At 63.2% G+C, this 19,606-nt stretch carries 15 protein-coding genes; 7 read left to right on the top strand and 8 right to left on the bottom strand.

The features are described 5' to 3' along the window. Positions 1-78: 78 nt before the first annotated feature. The gene (locus tag LMG28727_RS24130; RefSeq protein ID WP_201644835.1) at positions 79-573 is read right to left on the bottom strand and encodes a hypothetical protein; all 495 of its coding nucleotides are present in this window, start codon (positions 571-573) and stop codon (positions 79-81) included. A 536-nt stretch (positions 574-1,109) separates the two neighbouring features. Between LMG28727_RS24130 and LMG28727_RS24135 the strand changes: the two genes are divergently transcribed. Then, on the top strand, positions 1,110-2,504 hold the full coding sequence (locus LMG28727_RS24135) for a sigma-54 dependent transcriptional regulator (RefSeq protein ID WP_201644836.1): 1,395 nt from the start codon (positions 1,110-1,112) through the stop codon (positions 2,502-2,504). A gap of 300 nt (positions 2,505-2,804) precedes the next feature. After that, positions 2,805-3,776, top strand: coding sequence for a thymidylate synthase (locus tag LMG28727_RS24140; protein ID WP_201644837.1), 972 nt, complete (start codon positions 2,805-2,807; stop codon positions 3,774-3,776). 126 nt (positions 3,777-3,902) lie between these two features. On the opposite strand, the gene LMG28727_RS24145 is transcribed toward LMG28727_RS24140, so the two are convergent. Continuing rightward, positions 3,903-6,608 (bottom strand): DUF6600 domain-containing protein, encoded by a 2,706-nt coding sequence (locus LMG28727_RS24145; RefSeq protein ID WP_201644838.1) that lies wholly within the window; start codon positions 6,606-6,608, stop codon positions 3,903-3,905. 182 nt (positions 6,609-6,790) lie between these two features. Further along, positions 6,791-7,504, bottom strand: a complete 714-nt coding sequence (locus tag LMG28727_RS24150; protein ID WP_201644839.1) for an ArsR/SmtB family transcription factor — start codon at positions 7,502-7,504, stop codon at positions 6,791-6,793. 247 nt (positions 7,505-7,751) lie between these two features. On the opposite strand from LMG28727_RS24150, the gene LMG28727_RS24155 reads away from it, so the two are divergent. Together LMG28727_RS24155 and LMG28727_RS24160 are read left to right on the top strand one after the other, a co-directional pair. After that, positions 7,752-7,895 (top strand): hypothetical protein, encoded by a 144-nt coding sequence (locus LMG28727_RS24155; protein WP_201644840.1) that lies wholly within the window; start codon positions 7,752-7,754, stop codon positions 7,893-7,895. A gap of 176 nt (positions 7,896-8,071) precedes the next feature. Continuing rightward, on the top strand, positions 8,072-8,578 hold the full coding sequence (locus tag LMG28727_RS24160; protein WP_201644841.1) for an acyl-CoA thioesterase: 507 nt from the start codon (positions 8,072-8,074) through the stop codon (positions 8,576-8,578). Positions 8,579-8,792: 214 nt separating this feature from the next. On the opposite strand, the gene fumC is transcribed toward LMG28727_RS24160, so the two are convergent. The 5 genes from fumC to LMG28727_RS24185 all read right to left on the bottom strand — a co-directional run bounded on the left by fumC (position 8,793) and on the right by LMG28727_RS24185 (position 15,853). Next, on the bottom strand, positions 8,793-10,184 hold the full coding sequence (fumC, locus tag LMG28727_RS24165) for a class II fumarate hydratase (RefSeq protein ID WP_201644842.1): 1,392 nt from the start codon (positions 10,182-10,184) through the stop codon (positions 8,793-8,795). Between the two features lie 15 nt (positions 10,185-10,199). Beyond that, positions 10,200-11,774 carry a phospholipase D family protein gene (locus LMG28727_RS24170; protein WP_407945865.1) on the bottom strand — a complete coding sequence of 525 codons (1,575 nt, stop codon included), beginning with the start codon at positions 11,772-11,774 and terminating at the stop codon, positions 10,200-10,202. A gap of 498 nt (positions 11,775-12,272) precedes the next feature. Further along, positions 12,273-13,232, bottom strand: coding sequence for a ketopantoate/pantoate/pantothenate transporter PanS (gene panS / locus LMG28727_RS24175; RefSeq protein WP_201644844.1), 960 nt, complete (start codon positions 13,230-13,232; stop codon positions 12,273-12,275). A 599-nt stretch (positions 13,233-13,831) separates the two neighbouring features. Beyond that, positions 13,832-15,244, bottom strand: coding sequence for an MATE family efflux transporter (locus LMG28727_RS24180; protein WP_201644845.1), 1,413 nt, complete (start codon positions 15,242-15,244; stop codon positions 13,832-13,834). A gap of 390 nt (positions 15,245-15,634) precedes the next feature. Next, complete coding sequence (locus LMG28727_RS24185) at positions 15,635-15,853, bottom strand: RNA-binding S4 domain-containing protein (protein WP_011489423.1); 219 nt, start codon at positions 15,851-15,853, stop codon at positions 15,635-15,637. Between the two features lie 308 nt (positions 15,854-16,161). Here LMG28727_RS24185 and LMG28727_RS24190 point away from each other — a divergent pair, with 308 nt between their 5' ends. The 3 genes from LMG28727_RS24190 to LMG28727_RS24200 all read left to right on the top strand — a co-directional run bounded on the left by LMG28727_RS24190 (position 16,162) and on the right by LMG28727_RS24200 (position 19,531). Next, positions 16,162-16,611, top strand: coding sequence for a hypothetical protein (locus tag LMG28727_RS24190; protein ID WP_201644846.1), 450 nt, complete (start codon positions 16,162-16,164; stop codon positions 16,609-16,611). 209 nt (positions 16,612-16,820) lie between these two features. Next, positions 16,821-17,084 carry a hypothetical protein gene (locus tag LMG28727_RS24195; protein WP_201644847.1) on the top strand — a complete coding sequence of 88 codons (264 nt, stop codon included), beginning with the start codon at positions 16,821-16,823 and terminating at the stop codon, positions 17,082-17,084. A 296-nt stretch (positions 17,085-17,380) separates the two neighbouring features. After that, complete coding sequence (locus LMG28727_RS24200) at positions 17,381-19,531, top strand: ATP-dependent helicase (protein WP_201644848.1); 2,151 nt, start codon at positions 17,381-17,383, stop codon at positions 19,529-19,531. The last annotated feature ends 75 nt before the right edge of the window (positions 19,532-19,606 follow it).

The following is a 19,606-nucleotide window of genomic DNA, read 5'->3' on the forward strand; positions in this document are numbered from 1 at the left end:
GTTTGCTGGTCGCGGCGTCGGTCTGGTCGTTTGTGCGGTCAGTCAGCGCCATCTGTTTGCATCGTTAATTTGTTCGCGTTACTTTCTTTGGTACGTGGCGACGTTACCTTGGGCACTGCGTGCTGCGTCGACGGGAATCGGCATGGGTGAGGGCGGAGCGATCTCGTCCCACAGCGTGACGCCGCTGTTGCCGCTCATCAGTTGCGGTGTCGCGGCGACCATCACCATGCCGAGCGCTCCGCCGCGTTGACGCGAGAGCACCTGGTCGTCGAGCGAAATATCGTTCATCGCTGCACCATCGGCCGGCAGCGTCAGCGGGTAGCCGGTGAGCTGGCTGCTTTCGGCGAGCGTGTCAGCGGTTGCCTCGGCTGACGTCTTCACGGCGGGTTCCGGGTTCGTGAAAACGAACGGGGCATGGCCGAGCGGGGCGGCGAAATCCGCCAGTGTGGCGGATTGGGCCTGGCCGGCCTCCTGTGCGTGGACACCGCCAGGCACGGTAATCAGCACAAGCGCGGCACAGAGGGCGGCGTAGTGCACGATATTGTTCAGATCAATGCGGCCAACGAATCGCATGATGTGTCTCCTTGGTGCACAGCATTTAGCGAAACGTGTGCCATCGCTCGCAATCCATTGGTGCAGCGGGGATGCGACCCGAAAATAAAGAGTAAGAGTCTGGAAATCGGACCAAAACGTTTCAACGCTGAAACGGTGGGCACAAAATACCTATAATTTGTTAATCGCGACGGTACGAAGTACCTCCGGGTGAACGCCAGGAAAAGCGCTTCCACTAATGTTTTATTTGTCGGTTTAATAAAAGGCCTATGCCACGAAGGCCTTGCTGGGCAAGGGTCCCCGATTAAATTCGCATATTTGTTTTCCAAGCGGCGCGCGTATAGTAAGCTCTCGAAAAGAGCTTCAGATTTAAAAAAGCCCACAAATGGGCCGTCTCAAACACACACGCCGCTTACTTGGGGATCAGCTGTCCGCACGGAATGGAATGGCCGTTCGGTATTTGCTATTCGCGAATCCCGAATGAGTCAGCGTGTCTGAATTTTGAGGTTCAGGTGCGTGCGTCATCCTTAACGTTCGTTGACGAGAGGATCTGAATAATGGAACCCGCAACGCGGCAACTGATTTATGTTTCGCGCGATCCAAGCGCGGAATTGCATAACCGCTTTAATCAGCGCGGCTGGCATGTTGAAGTCGTGGGATCGGCGCGCGATGTGCGCCGGGCAGTTCGCGCCGGAATGGCAGCGGGCGGCCTGCTTGATCTTTCTAGCGATTTTCAGCCGCACGAAATTGCCGCTTTCGAATCCTGTCTGACCATGCCGAATGTCGGCTGGGTGGCAGCGACCACGCCTGGTCAGTTGCAGGACGCCGCATTGCGCCGTCTGGTGCGTGACTATTGCTTCGATTACGTGACCGTGCCTTATTCCGGCGACCGGATCGTCGATTCCGTCGGGCACGCTTACGGGATGATTTCGCTTGGCGAACCCGCTTCAAACGATGCATCTCAAGGTGCCGAAGGGGAGATGGTCGGCTCGTGCGACGCGATGCTCGCGCTATTCCGTTCCATTCGCAAAGTCGCGATGACGGACGCGCCGGTGTTTATTTCCGGCGAATCGGGCACGGGTAAGGAATTGACGGCGGTTGCGATTCACGAACGCTCGGCGCGCCGCAATGCGCCTTTCGTGCCGATCAATTGCGGAGCGATTCCGCCGCATCTGCTGCAATCCGAATTGTTTGGCTATGAACGTGGGGCGTTTACCGGCGCCAATCAACGCAAGATCGGGCGTGTCGAGGCGGCCAACGGCGGCACGCTGTTTCTCGATGAAATCGGCGATTTGCCACTCGAGAGCCAGGCGAGCCTGTTGCGTTTTCTTCAGGAGCGCAAAGTAGAGCGGCTAGGCGGCCACGGTGCGATCGATGTCGACGTGCGCATCATTTCGGCCACGCACGTGGATATGACCGCCGCGATGATCGAAGGACGCTTTCGTTCTGACCTTTATCACCGGCTGTGTGTGCTGCAAATCGACGAGCCGCCACTGCGCGCGCGCGGCAAGGATATCGAACTGCTGGCGCGGCACATGCTCGAGCGCTTTAAGAAAGATGCGAGCCGCCGACTGCGCGGCTTCGCACCTGACGCGATCGCGGCGTTGCATAACTACGGCTGGCCAGGCAACGTGCGCGAGTTGATCAACCGGGTGCGGCGCGCGATCGTGATGTCCGAGGGGCGCGCGATTACCGCTCGCGACCTCGAACTGGCCGAATATGTCGAGATCGTGCCGGTGTCGCTTGCACAGGCACGTGAAGCGGCTGAGCGGCAGGCCATCGAGCTGGCGCTGCTGCGTCATCGCGGGCGGCTTGGCGATGCCGCGCAGGAACTCGGCATTTCGCGCGTGACCTTGTATCGTCTGCTGTGTTCGCATGGCATGCGGCATATGGAAGGCGAGCCGATGTCTGCACCGCATGGGGATTTGCCGGCTTCTGTGCCGCATCTTTGAGACGTTTGGCGTTGGTTTCCTTGCCCTGAGCGCGTGGTTTGCGCTGACGGGCCGCCACGCTGTCATTCGTTGATTCGTTGATCACCTGGGTTCCGGAAGCGCGGTCACGTTGACAGACGGCCGCGCATCAAGCCCGTTGTTCGTGTCGCCCACTCCGCCAGCCCCATTTCCCGTCGATATTCCCGCCTTCTAGAGCCATGACCGGACGTTGTCCGGCTGCGCTTGTTAAAATCGGGTTTTACGCTCAATCTCCGTGGCGCGCGGTCGGGCTCTGGTCCGCGCCTCGTCGAAGGAACCTGCATGAAACAATATCTCGACCTCGTTCGCACGATCCTCGACACCGGCACGTGGCAGGAGAACCGCACGGGCATCCGTACCATCAGCATGCCGGGCGCCATGTTGCGCTTCGATCTTCAGCAGGGCTTCCCCGCGGTCACGACGAAAAAACTGGCATTCAAGTCGGCCATTGGCGAACTGGTCGGATTTCTGCGCGCGTCACGCAGCGCTGCGGATTTTCGCGATCTCGGCTGCAAGGTGTGGGACGCCAACGCCAACCAGAATCCGCAATGGCTGGCCAACCCGTATCGGCAGGGACCGGACGATCTCGGCGATGTGTACGGCGTGCAGTGGCGTCAGTGGCCGGCGTACAAGGTGCTGGACGCCGGCGCGAGCGCGCAGCTTGCCGACGCGGCCGCACGCGGCTTCCAGGTCGTGACCGAATTTGACGAAAACGGCAGCCCGAAGGTATTGCTGTACAAGGCGATCGACCAGTTGCGTCAGTGTCTCGATACGATCATGCAGAACCCCGCCGACCGGCGCATTCTGTTTCACGCGTGGAATCCGGCCGTGCTGGACCAGATCGCGCTGCCGGCTTGTCATCTGCTGTACCAGTTCCTGCCGAATGTCGCGAAGCGCGAGATTTCGCTGTGCCTGTATATCCGCAGTAACGATGTGGGTCTCGGCACGCCGTTCAATCTGACCGAAGGCGCGGCGTTGCTGCACCTGGTGGGACGCCTGACGGGATATACGCCGCGCTGGTTCACGTACTTTATCGGCGACGCGCACATTTACGAGAATCAGCTCGATATGTTGCAACAGCAGCTCACGCGTGAACCGTACGAGAGCCCGGCTTTCGCGATTTCCGACCGCGTGCCGGATTACGCGAAAACCGGCGTGTACGAGCCGGAATGGCTGGAGAAAATCGAGCCTTCTGATTTCTCGCTGGTCGGTTATAGGCACCATGAACCGTTGACGGCGCCAATGGCGATTTGAATTCAGGCTGGCTGGTTATTCTGGCCTGCTAGAAGAAAAAACCCCCGCGATGTGAATCGCGGGGGTTTTTTTATGACTCTTCCGAGCAGCCTGGCGGCGCTGGCGGTTTATCGGATCGGTGCCTGCTCAGCTTTTGTGATGGTCGTCACGGTTGCCGCCGTTGGAATGTTGCTCAGCGTGTTGTTGCTGCTGCTGTGGCTGAGGACGTTGTTGCTGCACTTGCTGCGGACGCGGTTGTTGTTGCATCTGCTGCTGACGTTGCTGCTGCATACGTTGTTCCTGTTGCTGCTGAGCCTGCTGCTGGCGTTGCTGCTGCTGCTGACGTTGCTGCTGCATCCGCTGCTCCTGTTGCTGCTGAGTCTGCTGCTGGCGTTGCTGCTGCATCCGTTGTTCCTGTTGCTGCTGAGTCTGCTGCTGGCGTTGCTGCTGCATCCGCTGTTCCTGTTGTTGCTGAGCCTGCTGCTGACGTTGCTGTTGCATCCGTTGCTCCTGTTGCTGCTGAGCTTGCTGCTGGCTTTGCTGCTGCATCCGCTGCTGCATCCGCTGCTGCTCTTGCTGCTGCTGCGCCTGTTGCATTTGCGCAGGCCGCTGTTCAGCGCGCGGTTCCATGCGAGCTTGCTGCTCCGGCTGCTGCCCCTGCTGCCCCTGTTGCGGATGAACCTCCTGTTGCCGTGCCTGCTGCTGCATCGCCGGATTCTCAATGGGATGCGACGCGCCACGCTGTTGCATCCCGGCTTCAGTCTGGCCGCCTGGCTGCTGCGCAAACCCAGGCCGTCCGGCCTGTTCCTGAGGTCCACCGCGTTGCTGTCCTTGCTGCTGCGCCATCGGTGTATGCGGTTGTGTCCACGCCGGCTCGCGGCGTCCGCTCTCGCCCGTCTGCTGGCCTGGTTGCTGCGGCATCCCGTGCTGCTGCGCATAAGCGCCCGGATTGCCGCCACCGTTCGCCTGCGGAGGCCGAGGCACGCCGTTCGACGGACGGCCCATCTCTCCCGGCTGCGGCCGCTGGCCACCCATCTGCGTCGCCATCTGCGGCGCCATACCCGGGCGGCCCGGCGCTTCGCCACCCCGTTGCTGCGCCTGCCCCGGCATTTCACCGGGCCGCTGCCCAGCCTGCTGCGCTCCATTCGGGCCGCCAGCCATCGCCGCTCCCGGCACACGTCCGGGGACGTGCGACTGGACAACCCGCACATTTTGCGCCGGCAATCCGCCTGGACCACCCACCATCCGCGCCGGCACCGAGGTCCGCACAATCGGCTGACCTGCACCGGGCACCCGTCCGCCGCTTTGCGCGAAACGTTGTGCGAGGCTGTCGTGATAAGCGGCCGGCATCGCCGGATTCCGCGTCGCGACCACCGACCGCGCCATCACTGCGGCGGGCGGCCGGTAATTCGCGTTGCGCAGACCCGGCCCGAAGCTCTCGCGTACCGGCGCGATGCCCGGCGCACCCGGGTTGATCCGCGCGTTACGCCATTGCTGTGGATCGACCTTCTGCGCGAAACGTCCGACCGGCTGGCCGTGCACGAAGGCAGTCGCCGGCACCGCCGTCACGCCGCCCCGCGCGTGATAGTTGATGTACGTGTTGTGAATGTCGACGTTGCGGTTGTAGTTGTTGACGATGGTCGTCCGGTTGACGCGGTTGTAGTAACCCGAACTCCAGTGATCGTGACCGCCCCAATGCGGATGCCACGGCTCGCCGGGGCCGAGCGGGAACCATGCGACGCCCGCTGCGAGCGCACCGCCGACCGCCAGACTCACCCCCCAGTCGACCCCGCCGCCGCCTTCGTCATCGCCGACAAATGCGACCAGCGCCGGCGCATAGACCGGCGGCGCGTCGGCCACCATTGGCCCCGGCACCCACGCCCACGTGTCGTCGACCTGCGCCCAGCGGCCATAGTGGTACGGCGCAAAGCCCCATGGTTCGTCGTCGACCCAGGTCCAGCCCCACGGCGCCTGCCATACCCAGTGACCGTCGTGATAGGGCGCCCAGCCGGCCGGCGTGGCGCGCGGCACCCATACCTCACCGTATTGCGGGCTGTTGCGCCACGTGCCGTTGGCATCGAGATCCTCGTAACCGGGGACGTCGCGCGACACGTACTGCGCCGACACCGAGCGGTCCTCAGTGGCGTCGCGCGTCGCGGCCCACTGATCGAGACTGTCGAGGCCCGGCACGCCGTTGTCGGCAAGCTGTTGCAGGCTCGTGCCGCCGAAGCGGATCTGCTGGCCCGCCGCCACCGGCACCTGGCCGGCGTCGCCGTACACGGTCGCATTGCCGCTGCGCACGGTGACCGTCGTGCTGCTGCCATCCGGCGCAACGTCGACGCGATAGTCGCCAGGGCCGTTCAGCCCGAGTGCGAGATTCGGCGTATCGATTTCGTACGACGAGCCCGGTGCGAGCTCACGCACACGGGTCGACAGCGTGCCTTGCGCGACTTTGAGTTGCGCGGCGTTGTCGTCGAGATTGAGCACGTCGAGACTGGTGGACTGGCCAAGGCGCACGGCGGTCGAGCCGATGTGCAATTCGGCGCGCGCGTTCTGATCGTCCCAGAGCTGGTCGCCGGTGGTGAGCGGACGGTTGATCTGTGCGTACGACCAGTCGGTGGCGCCAGCGGGTTCGGTGGTCACCGCGCCGGCCGTGTAGTTCAGCCGCGCAACGCGGCCCGGCGGATCGATGTTCTGACTGGCAGCGGGATCCTGGGTCGCGGGTGGCGGCTGCATGTCCTGCGCGAAGCCCGTTTGTGCGGCCAGCAGAAAGGCGGCGCTGGCGATCAGCGTATAGCGCGCGTAGCCGTTGAGGCGGCGCGTCGAACGAGGGTGGTTGGTGACTGTTCTCATGATTTATCTCCGACGGACGCAGCCGTGTGCCGGGTCCGTGAGTCACTTTACCCGTGGCGTTTGTTTCAAGGCCCCCGGTTTTGTAAGGCGCGTCTATCGTGGTGTAACAAAACGTCTCGACGATGGCTTGGCGTCGATGGTTGGACGGATTGGCTTAGCCGCTTCGAGCGTCGCATATCGCTTTATGCCGCGAGAAAAGCATCGAAATGACGATGACCGTTCGGCGTGATCCGCAGGATTCGCGGCCGCTCGGTCCGCTCGACCCAGCCGTGCGCCGACCACGAATCCAGCAATGCCGCGCCGAGCGCGCCGCCCAGATGCGGACGCCGCTCGCTCCAGTCCGGGCAGGTGCACGCGAAGCGGCGCCGGCGGCTCTTCTGCACGGACATATCGATCCCCCATTCGGTGAAGCGGGCGACGCCGTCCGGTGTCGCTTCGAGCGACGTGCCGTGCAGCGTCAGCAAGCCGCGCTCGACCAGCCGCTCGAAAACGCGCACCGACAGTTCGCCCGCCATGTGGTCGTAGCAGGTGCGCGCGTAGCGCATGTCGAGCGGCACGGTGCGCGCCGGACGCGGCGCAGCCCGCTGCGGCGCGCTGACCTGCGCGACGTTGGCGAGTGCTTCGATCGATGCAGCGATTTCCGGCGTCGCGATCCGGAAATAGCGATGCCGGCCGCGCACTTCGAGCGCAAGCAGGCCGCCGTCCGTGAGACGCGCCAGATGCGCGCTGGCCGCCGACGGCGACAGCCCCGCGATCATCGTCAGTTCGCCGGCGGGGCGAGCGCTGCCGTCCATCAGCGCCCACAACATCGCAGCGCGGCCGGGATCGGCGAGCAGCGAGCCGATCCGGCTCAAGCCGGGGAAGTGGTTCTGTTCGTCTGAGAGCGTGGCGGTCATTGACGTCTCCAATTGGTGGCGCGGAACGCGCCATGTAGTCCACTGTAGCGGGCTAAAGCATTCGATGTTTCAGCCTGGCGTGAACGATCGAATGCACGGCGACGAAAGTTCGGTGGAGACGACGCGTTGAAGACGTGCAGTCAGGCGCGGGGGCCAGTCATCACGGCAGTAGCGGGCGGGCACCTTTCTGCGCCGCCCAGTCCCGCCAGGCTAGAATTTACGTCTGTCTTTGCTGGAACAGGTTGTCATGAAAACTCTTCTTGCCGTCGTCGCCATCGTTCTGCTTTGCACCGCCTGCGCGCAGGGCGGCGGCGGATCGGGCTCGGGTGCGGGCACCGGTAGCATCAACATGTACGGCACGATCGACGAAGGCATCTCGGTCCGCAAATAAGCGTGAATGGGCGCGAGCTAGCTTCGCCTCAAGCTTGATCGCCTGACAGCCGCCAGGAAGAATCGCGCCCGTTTCCACAACAATCCCGCACCACAACCCGCTCTGACTCGCGACGCAAGCAATATTGCGCTCGTATAATCGCCTCCTTTCAATGCATCCGATTGACCGGAGTCAATATGAGCACCCCATCCGTAGCGCCGCTGGACCGTTCGGAAACCACCTTCCGCTTTCTTGCTGAGCCGAGCTCGGTCAACTTCGGCGGCAAGGTGCATGGCGGCGCGCTGATGAAGTGGATCGACGAGACCGCGTACGCGTGCTCCGCAGTGTGGTCGGGACGCTATTGCGTGACGGTCAGCGTCGGCAATATCCGCTTTCGTCGGCCGATTCTGGTGGGGAATCTGGTCGAGTTGCGCGCCCGGGTCGTGACGACGGGCCGCACCAGCATGCACATTCACGTGTCGGTGCAGGCGGGCGATCCGAAGGGCGGCGAGCTGCTGCAAACCACGGACTGCCTGGTCGTGATGGTCGCAGTCAACGAGAACGGTCATCCAGTGCCGGTGCCGGCTTTCGTGCCGGAGACCGACGAGCAGAAGCGTCTGGCCAAATACGCGATGGACGTGAAAGAAGCGCTCGACGCGATCGTCGAACTGAAGCCGGAAGAAGTGGCGCAGGGGAAGATTTAAGCGGCGTACTCGCGGCGCGCGTCGATTTGAAAAGCAGAACGGCCGCGTGAACGTGCGGTTCACGCGGCCGGCGGATCAGATAGGCAGATGATTGCTGACGTGAAACTGCGGCGCGGCTATCCCGGTGTCATGCCACCGGAACGCCAGTCAGTCACCGCCGTGCAAGCTGCCAGACTCTAAGCCCTTGCACGATTTCCACAGCAGCAAGTCCCGCTTAATTCCCCACCATCTCGTTCGGACGAACCCACTCGTCGAACTGCGCTTCGGTGACAAAGCCCAGCGCCAGCGCCGACGCTTTTAGCGTCGTGCCTTCCTTGTGCGCCTTCTTCGCGATCTTCGCGGCCTTGTCGTAGCCGATGTGCGGATTGAGAGCAGTCACCAGCATCAACGATTCGTTCAGCAGCGTTTCGATACGGTCGTGATTCGGCTCGATGCCGACCGCGCAGTTGTCGTTGAAACTCAGCGCGCCGTCGGCGAGCAGGCGGACCGATTGCAGCACGTTATGCGCGATCATCGGACGGAACACGTTCAACTCGAAATTGCCGCTTGCGCCGCCGATATTCACCGCGACGTCGTTGCCGAACACCTGTGAGCACAGCATCGTCAGCGCTTCGGACTGGGTCGGGTTGACCTTGCCCGGCATGATCGAGCTGCCCGGTTCGTTTTCCGGAATCGACAGCTCGCCGAGGCCGCAACGCGGGCCGCTCGCGAGCCAGCGGATGTCGTTGGCGATCTTGTTCAGGCTCGCGGCGATGGTCTTCAACGCGCCGTGCGCAAACACCAGCGCGTCGGCGGCGGCCATCACCTCGAACTTGTTCGGCGCGGAAACGAACGGCAGGCCGGTTTGCTTGCCGATGGCGGCTGCGACCTTGTCCGCGAACTGCGGATGCGCGTTCAGACCGGTGCCGACCGCCGTGCCGCCCTGCGCCAACTGATACAGATGCGGCAGCGCCGATTCCACGTGCTGCATGCCGTGATCCAACTGCGCGACGTAGCCGGAAAACTCCTGGCCAAGCGTGAGCGGCGTCGCATCCTGCAAGTGCGTGCGGCCAATCTTGACGATGTCGGCGAACGCTTTGGCCTTGCCGTCGAGCGTGGTGCGCAACGTCTTCAGCGCGGGCAGCAGATGCTTGACGATCGCGTCGGCCGCGGCCACGTGCATGGCGGTCGGGAACACGTCGTTCGACGACTGGCCGCGATTCACGTCGTCGTTCGGATGCACCTTGCGCGCTTCGCCGCGCTCGCCGCCAAGCAACTCGCTCGCGCGATTCGCGATCACCTCGTTGAGGTTCATGTTGGTCTGCGTGCCGGAGCCGGTCTGCCACACGGCAAGCGGAAATTCACCGGCGTGCTTGCCGGCGATGATCTCGTCGGCGGCTTCGATAATCGCTTTTGCCTTGCTTTCGTCGAGCACGCCGAGGCCCGTGTTCACTTCGGCGGCAGCGCGTTTGATGATGGCCAGCGCAGTGATCAGTTCGGGCGACTGCTTCTCGGTCGAAATGCGGAAATTCTGCAGCGAGCGCTGCGTTTGCGCGCCCCATAGACGAGCGTTCGGCACCGCGATTTCGCCGAACGTGTCGCGCTCCATGCGTACGTCTTCAGTCATGTTCAACTCCGCTTCTCAAAGTTCTGCGTTGACAGGCAATAGGGAGAATAGACCCGTTAACGCATTCCGGTATAACCCGGCCTGTGGATCGAAAATGTAGGTGCGGCTGATGCCGTCTTCGGTATCGGTCCACACGAGCGGTGACAGTGGCGCACCGATCGAGTGGAGATAGGCAAGCTGCGTGTCGTCCGCGAGCGTGACGCGGTAGCTTGCCTCCGGGGATGTAGCGCGCGCGAAGATCTGCGCGACCTGTTCGGCGAGTGGCGGGCTGTGAATCACCAGCGCCAGTTCGGTGTTCAGATTGGCCGAACGGGGATCGAGATTCATCGAACCGATCACCAGAATCTTGTGGTCGATCACGTACGTCTTTGCATGCAAACTGGCGCGCGATTTCGAGCCGGTCAGACGCGCGGTCGGCGTGTCCTGCTGCGGCTTGAATTCGTACAGTTCGACGCCTTGCTGCAGCAACGGCACACGAAACGGACTGTAGCCCGCCTGCACCGCGACTGCGTCGGTGGCGGCGAGCGAATTGGTCAGCACGGCGATACGGACGCCGCGATGGGTCAGTTCGCCGGCAGCCTTGACGCCGCCCTCGTGCGGTACGAAGTATGGCGAAATGATCAGGAAATCCTGGCGCGCGTCGCGCATCAATTCGCTTAGCCGCTGCATCGGCGGGCTGACGTAATCGGGTGAGGGATTTTCGATCTTGTCCGGCGAGTCCGCCTTGAATTCGGCGGGCGCCCAGGTCAGGCCGAGCGACTCGTTAGCAATCTGCTGCGCGAGCGGTGTCGCGTTCAGCGGTTTGGCGTTGTACGGATCGGCATTGGTGCGCCAGTGCGCGCGCAGATCGTCGCGTGTGGCGTCGAGTTCCTGTTGATCGAATTTCTGTTTGTTCAGCACCCGCAGCGGATAGGAAATGCTGCTGTTCCAGTAGTCGTCGAAACTCGCGGAAATGTCGGCGGTAATCGGGCCCGCGGCCAGCACATCGAGATCGCGGAATTGCAGCGTTTCGCTTGCGCTGAAATATTCGTCGCCGAGATTGCGGCCGCCGACAATCGCCAGCTGGTTGTCTGCGATCATCGCCTTGTTATGCATGCGGCGAGTGAAATGGCCGATCTGCGTGAAGAGATTCGTCGTGCGTTCGAACATGCCTTCCTGCGCACTGCCAAACGGATTGAAGACGCGAATCTCGATGTTGTCGTGCGAATTCAGGCCCGCCATCACGCGGTCGATGTCCTTGAAATTCAGATCGTCGACCAGCATGCGCACCCGCACGCCGTGGTCCGCTGCATAGAGCGCGGCCCCGAGCAGCAGCTTGCCGGTGGTGTCCTCGTTGGCGATGTAGTACTGCATGTCGAGGGTTTTGGTCGCCGCACGTGCGAGCGCGATGCGCATCTGCAACGCGTCGGTGCCGTTCGACAACACACGGAAACCCGATTGCCCCGGATGCGCGGCTTCGAGCGGCGCAAGTGCGGTGCGCAGCGCAGTGGTTTCGGTGGCGGGGAGCGCGTGGCTGATCGGTCGATCGAACGCGGTGGCGGGAGGTTTGGTGGCGCAGGCGGTCAGAAATGCCGTCGCGCAAAGTAGCAGGAAAAAATGTCTCGCCGATTCCCAGGTGAGTGGCTTCCGGGGTTGGCGGAATGTGTGCTTGTGCTGCTGTGCGTCGTCGTTCTGGTTGTGATGCCCCGGCACGCTGTCTTCCCTTGGTTGGTACGCTTTTCGTGGCGGCAGCGTAGCTCACGCTGACGAGAAATGCATTCTAAGGGATTCTGCGAGTGGGGTTTTTTGGGGCGGGCAGCGGCGGGGGATTCGGGGTAGTGGGTTTCAGGCGAAGTGTTTGAGCGCGGCGTCAGCGCCGGCTCGCTGTTCGGATGCGGTCGCGATGCGTGGACTGATAGGCAGAGCGCGATCGCCCGGGCTGGAACAGATGGACGGCGTGAGCGAAGGAAGCGCGGTGGGCGCCAACCATCCGCGGCGCGCCGCGCCGCGCGCGCCGCGCGTCGCGCGGTCGCAACATCGCAACATCGCAACATCGCGGTCATCGCCTGGCGCGAGACCGCGATGGTTGAGGTTTCTGGCAAACCCAGCTTATCCGCGCCTGGCCTCCGGCACCTGCTGACCCTCCGGATAAGTCGAGCCTTTCGCCGGGCGACCCGCCCAGTGTCCCGCGAGCAGCGAGCCCGACAGGTTGTGCCATACCGAGAACAACGCACCCGGCAACGCGGCAATCGGCGTGAAATACAGCTTGCCGAGCGTGGCCGCGAGGCCCGAGTTCTGCATGCCCACTTCGATTGCGAGCGTACGGCAGACCGCTTCGTCGAAGCCGAGCAGACGGCCGCCCCAATAGCCGCCGAGAAGGCCGATGCCGTTATGCAGCACCACCCCCACCATCACCACGAGCCCGACCGATGCGATGCTCTTCTGCGTGCCGCCCACCACGGCGCCGATGATCAGCACGATCGCGACCATCGAGACCAGCGGCAGAATCGGCTCGATCTTGCGCACGATCTTGCCGAACAGATGGTTGATGATCAGGCCGACCACGATCGGCAGCGCGACGATCTGCAGGATGCTCATCAGCATGCCGTGGACGTCGACGGAAATCGACGCGTCCACGTAAAGGCGCGTGAGCAGTGGCGTCGCGAACACGCCGACCAGTGTCGACAGCGCGCTGATGGTCACCGACAACGCGACGTCGCCGCGCGCCAGATAGATCATCACGTTCGACGCGGTGCCGCTCGCCACGCTGCCTACCAGCACCATGCCGGCGGTCAGATCCGGCGGCATGCGCAGTGCCTTGGCGATTGCCCACGCGGCGAGCGGCATCACGAGGTAATGCAGCACGATTCCGGCGATCACCGGCGCGGGCCGCGTGAACACACGCTGGAAATCGGCCACCGACAGCGTGACGCCCATCGCCAGCATGATGATGGTGAGGAGCGTGGTGACGTGCGGAGCGATGCCGGCGAACGACGCCGGCGAGAAATACGCGGCGACCGAAACGAGCACGGCCCAGAGCGGAAATAAACGGGTGACGCGGGCAAGCATGACAGGTGGTCCTTGGTTATGTTTTATCGCGAGACAATGAGATTAGAGCGAGTCTGTCGAGCGGGTCATCATGGAAGACGGCGCGCTATCGAAGTCTGCCGCGGCAAGTCGGCAATGCGGCAACGCGGCAAGACGGCAAGACGGCAAGACGGCAAGACGGCAAGACGGCAAGACGGCAAGACGGCAAGACGGCAAGTCGGCGGGCGTGGATGAACCCTGCGGCGGCGCTGGCCTTTGTGAGGCACGCTAGCGCGTTCCGACGCGTGGATGCGGGTGCGCGCCAGCGCGCCGGGACCGGCATTTTACCTTTTGCAGCGCACGGATCGGATGCGGCGGTTGTGTCGATGCGGCGACGCGCTTTTCCGCAAGGCACTTATCCGCGTTAGTCGATCAGGTCGTGCAGCGGTTTCGGGTGGTACGGATCGGCGTGGGTGCGCCCGTGCGCGCGTAGATCGTCACGCGTAGCGGCGAGTTTTTCGTGACCAAAATCTCGCCGGTTTTCATCAGCCGGGTTGATTGTCTGAATGACCAGAGCCGCTTGTATGTCGGCCCCGTCGCGTATCAATCTGTCCGTCTACCGAAGCCGATTCACGCGCAGTTCAAGCGGACCCGACCGGCGGCGCGTCTGGCGCACGCGGCACGTGCCGCAGACTCAGCTTGTGAAAGCGCAGCGTCATCAGCACGGCCACGCTCGCCAGACCCGCCGCGAGTCCCCACCACAGCCCGCGTGCGCCGAGACCGAAGTGAAACGCCAGCGTATAGCCGGTTGGAAAGCCGATTACCCAGTAGCCGAAGGCGGCGGCGATCATCGGCACACGAGTGTCTTTCAAGCCGCGCAGGCAACCTGAGCCGACCGTCTGCATGCCGTCGACGATCTGAAAAATAGCCGCCACGCCAAGCAGCGAACTGGCCAGCGCGACCGTGGCCGCGTTGGCCGGATCGTCGAGATGCAGGTAGAGGCCGACGATCCAGCGCGGCGCTGCGATCAGCACGCCGCCCGACAGCGTCATGAAGCCGACGCCCAGCGCGAGTGCGACAAAGCCCGCATGGCGCGCAGCCAGCGGCTGTCCGGCGCCGGACCAGTAGCCGACGCGCACATTGGCCGCCTGGCCAATCGCGAGCGGCACCATGAACGCCACCGACGCCACGTTCAGCGCGATCTGATGCGCCGCCAGTTGCGACTCGCCGAGCAGGCCGACCATCAGGCCGGTGGCGAGAAAGAGCATCGATTCGACGCCGTACGTGATCGCGACCGGCCAGCCAATGCCGAACAGTTCGCCCATCAACGGGACGTTAAGCCGTGTCGCGACAACGAAATGGCGATAGCGCGGCCGCAGATGCAGCAGCGCCATCAGCACGATTGCGCTCAGCCAGACAGTGATCGACGTCGCCGCCGCCGAGCCGAGAAAGCCGAGTCGCGGCAGACCATAAGCGCCGTGAATCAGCCCGTAATTCAGGAACCCGTTCACCGCGACGCTCGCGATCGACACCCACAGCAGCCGTTTGGCCGCGCCGATTGCCGGCAGGAACGAGCGCATCAGTCCGACGCCGATCAGACTCGCGGGCGCACCCCAGCGCAACACTGCCGCGTACTCGCCGACGTTGTGCGCAAGCAGCCCCGGTTCGCCGAACGCGAGCAGGATCTGCGAAGCGAACGACAACAGGATGAATGCCGGCACCGACAGCAGCAGAGACAGCACGAAGCCGGTCCAGTAGATGTCCGGCACGCGGCCCTCGTCCTGCGCGCCGCGCGCGTGCGACACGCTCACGCTCACCGAGGTCAGCACGCCTTGCAGCAGCGTGACTACGACAAAAAACAGGTTGGCGCCGAGGCCGCCCGCGGCCAGCGCATCGGGCCCGAGCGAACCTAGCAGGATCGTATCGGTGACGCTCATCGCCATCTGCGACAGTTGCGCGATGGCAAGGGGCGCGGCGAGCCGTGCCGTATCGGCTGCGTGGCGGGACAGGGTCGGCGGCCGGGCGGCCACCCGGGAGAAGCCGGATTGAGTCATGAAAGCGCCTGACGGCGGAAGTAGCGGAATGGCGACAGTGGGTCGGCGGCGTGACTGCACGTTGGCGGCGCGTGCGCGGACCTTTTGAACCTCGATGAAAAGGTAGGGCCGGGCGAGTCGAGGGCTTCGACGAAACGTTCGGGTCTGGAAACTCGCGCCCGTCGCCCGCGGATATTGCCTGCTGTGATCGCGCGTGTCAGTCGCTGCTGGTCGCGCCTTGACCCATGCAACCGTGCTGTAAGCCGCTCGGTTCAGCCAACTGTTTGTCTGCCGAAAGCCATAGCTTATTGGTTGCGCCCGGCGCTGTCGATGGACGAAGCACGATTCTGGTGCGTCTTTTCCCCCCAGGTTTCGGACTGCGCGCCGGGCCTGCGCGAGCGTCAGGCGTCGTCAGGCCTCGTGCACCGCAATCCGCGTGTCACCCAGCAGGACGACCTGGCCCGCGCGGATTTTGCAGGTTTTACGTGTTTCGACCCGGCCGTCGACCGTCACTGCGCCGTCGGCAACCATCATTTTTGCCGACCCGCCGCTGTCCGCAAGGCCCGTAATCTTCAGCAGATTGTGCAGTTCGACGTAGTCGCCGGTGAGCGTGAAATCGAGGTTGGGCATGGCGTTTGCACCTTCAGGCAAAGGGTTCGCATCATAAAGCACAAGCTTGCCCTGGATGAAGCCCAAGGTGGCCGCCGCCCTTGTACGGACCGTGGCAAGCAGTTGTTATGAGATTGTCAGAAAGTGAAACCTTCCGTAACGTAGGTAGTACGTCATCGATTTCACTCGTAAAGTGAACTCATGTAGCAAAGGCTGCTGAATTTTCAGTAGCGAGAAGACCGGGTGACGCACGTGGGGAAACGGCTTTTCATCTCCCTTCGTAGCTCGATGGTTCGCCCGTGTCACAACAACTTTAGAGAGGAATAGTCATGACCCAGATTCGTTCGATTCTGATCGGTACCGCCCTGAGTGCTTTCGCCGCCACGGCCGCCGTAGCGCAAACCGCGCAGCCGGCCGCAGGGATGGGCGACCAGCCGCAGGCCCAGATGCAACAGGGCGCGGACGCGGCTCCCGCTGCACCGGGCATGCAGCCGGCCACGCCGGCGCCGACGCGCCTGACAGCGTCGGGCTCGACCGATCCGCTGGTGCAAAAGCGCGATGCCAATGCGCAGGCCAACGCCGAATATCGGGCGTCGAAGAAGGCGTCGAAGGCTGACCTGAAGGATCAGCAGAAGGCGGCGAAGGCGCAATACAAGGAGCAGGTGCGCGACGCGAAGGTCAATAAAAAGGCCGATAAGCAGGCCGCCGACAACGAAATGAAGATGAACATGCAAGGTCAGACGTCGGCGCAGACGGATGGCGCCGACACGAAGCACTAAGCGATGCGACGCCGGACGGCTGACGCGTGGCGCCGGGTGACGAATACGTCATTCGACATTCGGCGCCACGTTTTAGAGCGGCTACACAGAGTAGCCATACGGTCTGTTGGCTAACGGCCTTATGCCGTTCTGACGCTCACGCCACGGCCCTGCGGCACGCGCGACAGAAGCGAGTGGCTTCTGCATCGAAAGTCCTATGGAGGTACCGCATGAAAATCACCAATTCGACGAGAAATCAGATTTATGCCGCGTTGATTGCCGGCTGTCTGTCGTCGGTAGCGTTCGCTCAGGCCAGCGACCCGGCTGCCGCACCCGTCACCCACGCGGACAAGAAGGCCGCGAAGGAACAGTCGAAGGCAGACAAGAAGGCGTCGGTCGCGCAGGCCAAGGCTGACAAGAAAAAGACCGATGCCCAAACCGATGCCGACAAGGCAAATGCCGACGCCAGTCTGAAGGACGCGAAGAAGCAATAAGTCGGTTGGATAAGCGCGGCGCGTTGGAGCTTGTGCGGGCCGTTTCTTTTTCTTGGCACGCCGTCAGGCAAGTTGTTTCTGCGCCTGCGCCTGCCCCCGCGCTCGCGTTCTCGAGCGCGAAACTGAGCGTGTGCTGAAAACCGTTCTGCGTGTTCTGCTGCGCGCTCCGCGCGGTGCCCCGGTCCCTAAAAACCACAGTCAACGAGCGACCAAAAAAAGGGTCGCTTGTCGGCGGCGGTTGTATGGATATACAGTATGCGTCGCCATCCTGATTCCATTCAACGCCCAAATCCACTGTGCTCTCCGTCGCCGAATCCCCGCCGCCGTCCTCATCGTTCGATAGCGCCGCCTGGCTGGCGAAGCTCAATGTCGCGCAACGCGAGGCCGTCGAATATGGCGCCGACACGCCCAATGCGCCGCCAGGTGCGTTGCTGGTTATCGCCGGGGCGGGTTCCGGCAAGACCAATACCCTCGCGCATCGGGTCGCGAATCTGGTGGTGAAGGGCGCTGATCCACGCCGCATCCTGCTGCTGACCTTTTCGCGTCGAGCCGCGCTCGAAATGACGCGCCGCGTCACACGCATTGCCGGAGCGGCGCTCGGTACGCGGGCCGCGCTCGTGCAAGGGCTGACGTGGTCCGGCACATTTCACAGTGTGGGTGCGCGGCTGTTGCGCGAATATGCCGAGCTGATCGGCCTGGCCCCCGCCTTCACGATCAACGACCGCGAGGATTCCGCCGACCTGATGAATCTCGTGCGCCACGAACTCGGTTTGTCCGCGAAGGAGCGGCGCTTTCCGGCCAAGGGCACGTGCTTTGCCATTTATTCACGCGTCGTGAATACGGGCGCGCCGCTTGGCCACGTGCTCGACAATGCGTTCCCATGGTGCCGCGAATGGGAGGCCGATCTGCGGATGCTGTTCGCCGCTTACGTCGACGCGAAGCAGAAGCAGAGCGTGCTCGACTATGACGACCTGCTGCTGTACTGGTCGCATATGGCCGCTGAACCCACCATTGCAGCCGATCTGTCGGCGCGCTTCGATCACGTGCTGGTCGATGAGTATCAGGACACCAACCGGCTGCAGGCGTCGATCCTGCTCGCACTGAAACCGGATGGGCGCGGCCTGACGGTCGTCGGCGACGACGCGCAGTCCATCTACTCGTTTCGCGGCGCCACCATTCGCAACATTCTTGATTTCCCGGCGCATTTCGATCCGCCCGCGAAACAGGTCACGCTCGAACGCAACTACCGGTCGACCGCACCGATTCTGGCGGCGTCCAACGCGGTGATCGAACTGGCCAGCGAGCGCTACACGAAGAATCTCTGGACCGACACGGCGTCGGCGCAACGTCCGCGTGTTGTCACGGTCGCCGATGAGGCCGATCAGGCCCGCTACATCGTCGAGCAGGTGCTCGAAGCACGCGAGCAGGGCATGACGCTCAAGTCGCAAGCGGTGTTGTTCCGTACCGCGCAGCACAGCGCCGCGCTGGAGGTCGAACTGACCCGGCGCAACATTCCGTTCGTCAAATTCGGCGGCCTCAAATTTCTCGATTCGGTGCACGTCAAGGACGTGTTGGCCGTGCTGCGCTGGGCGGAAAATCCGCGCGATCGCGTCGCGGGTTTTCGTGTCGTGCAGTTGCTGCCGGGCGTCGGGCCGGCGACTGCGGCAAAAGTGCTCGACGAGATCGCAGCGCGCGCGGGCGGGGACGGTGAAAGCGGCGATCCCGTCCAGACAGCCGGCGGCGCGCTCGCCGCTTTCACCGCCCCCGCTCGCGCACAGGCGGACTGGCATCCGTTCGTTTGCCTGATGTCGAGCGTGTACGGGCGCCAGACACCGTGGCCCGCCGAGTTCGAGATGGTGCGACGCTGGTACGAGCCGCATCTGGAACGCAATCACGAAGACGCCGCGATCCGTCATGCGGACGTGTTGCAGATGGAAAGCATTGCGGCGACGTACCCATCGCGCGAGCGTTTTTTGACCGAGTTGACGCTCGATCCGCCTGACGCCACCAGCGGCGAATCAGGCGTGCCGCTGATCGACGAGGACTACCTGATCCTGTCCACGATCCATTCGGCGAAGGGGCAGGAGTGGCGCAACGTGTTCGTGCTGAATGGCGTCGACGGCTGCATTCCGTCCGATCTCGGAACGGGGAGCGAAGAGGAAATCGACGAGGAGCGCCGGCTGTTATACGTCGCGATGACGCGCGCAAAAGAGGATCTGCATATCGTCGTGCCGCAGCGTTTTTATGTGCACAACCAGACGCATATGGGGGACCGTCACGTGTGGGCGTCGCGTACGCGCTTTATTCCCGCGCACCTGATGCCGTTGTTCGACGCTTATGCGTGGCCGCGCGTGCCGGTGCCGAGCGCACCCACGGCTGCAGGGCTGGCTGCGGCGGCGCAGGCGAAGATCGTGATTGCGGCGAAACTGAGAAAAATGTGGGATTGAGCTTCGCCCATCAGACCGGAAACTTCGCTCGACCTGCGCTATTGCCGCTGCTCGCTGGGCAACCATCCGTATCCG

Origin of the sequence: Paraburkholderia metrosideri (assembly GCF_904848625.1) — a bacterium.
GTDB lineage: Bacteria > Pseudomonadota > Gammaproteobacteria > Burkholderiales > Burkholderiaceae > Paraburkholderia > Paraburkholderia metrosideri.

Excerpts from the sequence above, each read along its gene's own strand:
- LMG28727_RS24195 (WP_201644847.1), top strand. The coding sequence starts at position 16,821 with ATGAAAATCACCAATTCGACGAGAAATCAGATTTATGCCGCGTTGATT.
- LMG28727_RS24130 (WP_201644835.1), bottom strand. The coding sequence starts at position 573 with ATGCGATTCGTTGGCCGCATTGATCTGAACAATATCGTGCACTACGCC.
- LMG28727_RS24180 (WP_201644845.1), bottom strand. The coding sequence starts at position 15,244 with ATGACTCAATCCGGCTTCTCCCGGGTGGCCGCCCGGCCGCCGACCCTG.
- LMG28727_RS24145 (WP_201644838.1), bottom strand. The coding sequence starts at position 6,608 with ATGAGAACAGTCACCAACCACCCTCGTTCGACGCGCCGCCTCAACGGC.
- LMG28727_RS24140 (WP_201644837.1), top strand. The coding sequence starts at position 2,805 with ATGAAACAATATCTCGACCTCGTTCGCACGATCCTCGACACCGGCACG.
- LMG28727_RS24185 (WP_011489423.1), bottom strand. The coding sequence starts at position 15,853 with ATGCCCAACCTCGATTTCACGCTCACCGGCGACTACGTCGAACTGCAC.
- LMG28727_RS24160 (WP_201644841.1), top strand. The coding sequence starts at position 8,072 with ATGAGCACCCCATCCGTAGCGCCGCTGGACCGTTCGGAAACCACCTTC.
- LMG28727_RS24155 (WP_201644840.1), top strand. The coding sequence starts at position 7,752 with ATGAAAACTCTTCTTGCCGTCGTCGCCATCGTTCTGCTTTGCACCGCC.
- panS (WP_201644844.1), bottom strand. The coding sequence starts at position 13,232 with ATGCTTGCCCGCGTCACCCGTTTATTTCCGCTCTGGGCCGTGCTCGTT.
- LMG28727_RS24150 (WP_201644839.1), bottom strand. The coding sequence starts at position 7,504 with ATGACCGCCACGCTCTCAGACGAACAGAACCACTTCCCCGGCTTGAGC.
- fumC (WP_201644842.1), bottom strand. The coding sequence starts at position 10,184 with ATGACTGAAGACGTACGCATGGAGCGCGACACGTTCGGCGAAATCGCG.
- LMG28727_RS24190 (WP_201644846.1), top strand. The coding sequence starts at position 16,162 with ATGACCCAGATTCGTTCGATTCTGATCGGTACCGCCCTGAGTGCTTTC.
- LMG28727_RS24135 (WP_201644836.1), top strand. The coding sequence starts at position 1,110 with ATGGAACCCGCAACGCGGCAACTGATTTATGTTTCGCGCGATCCAAGC.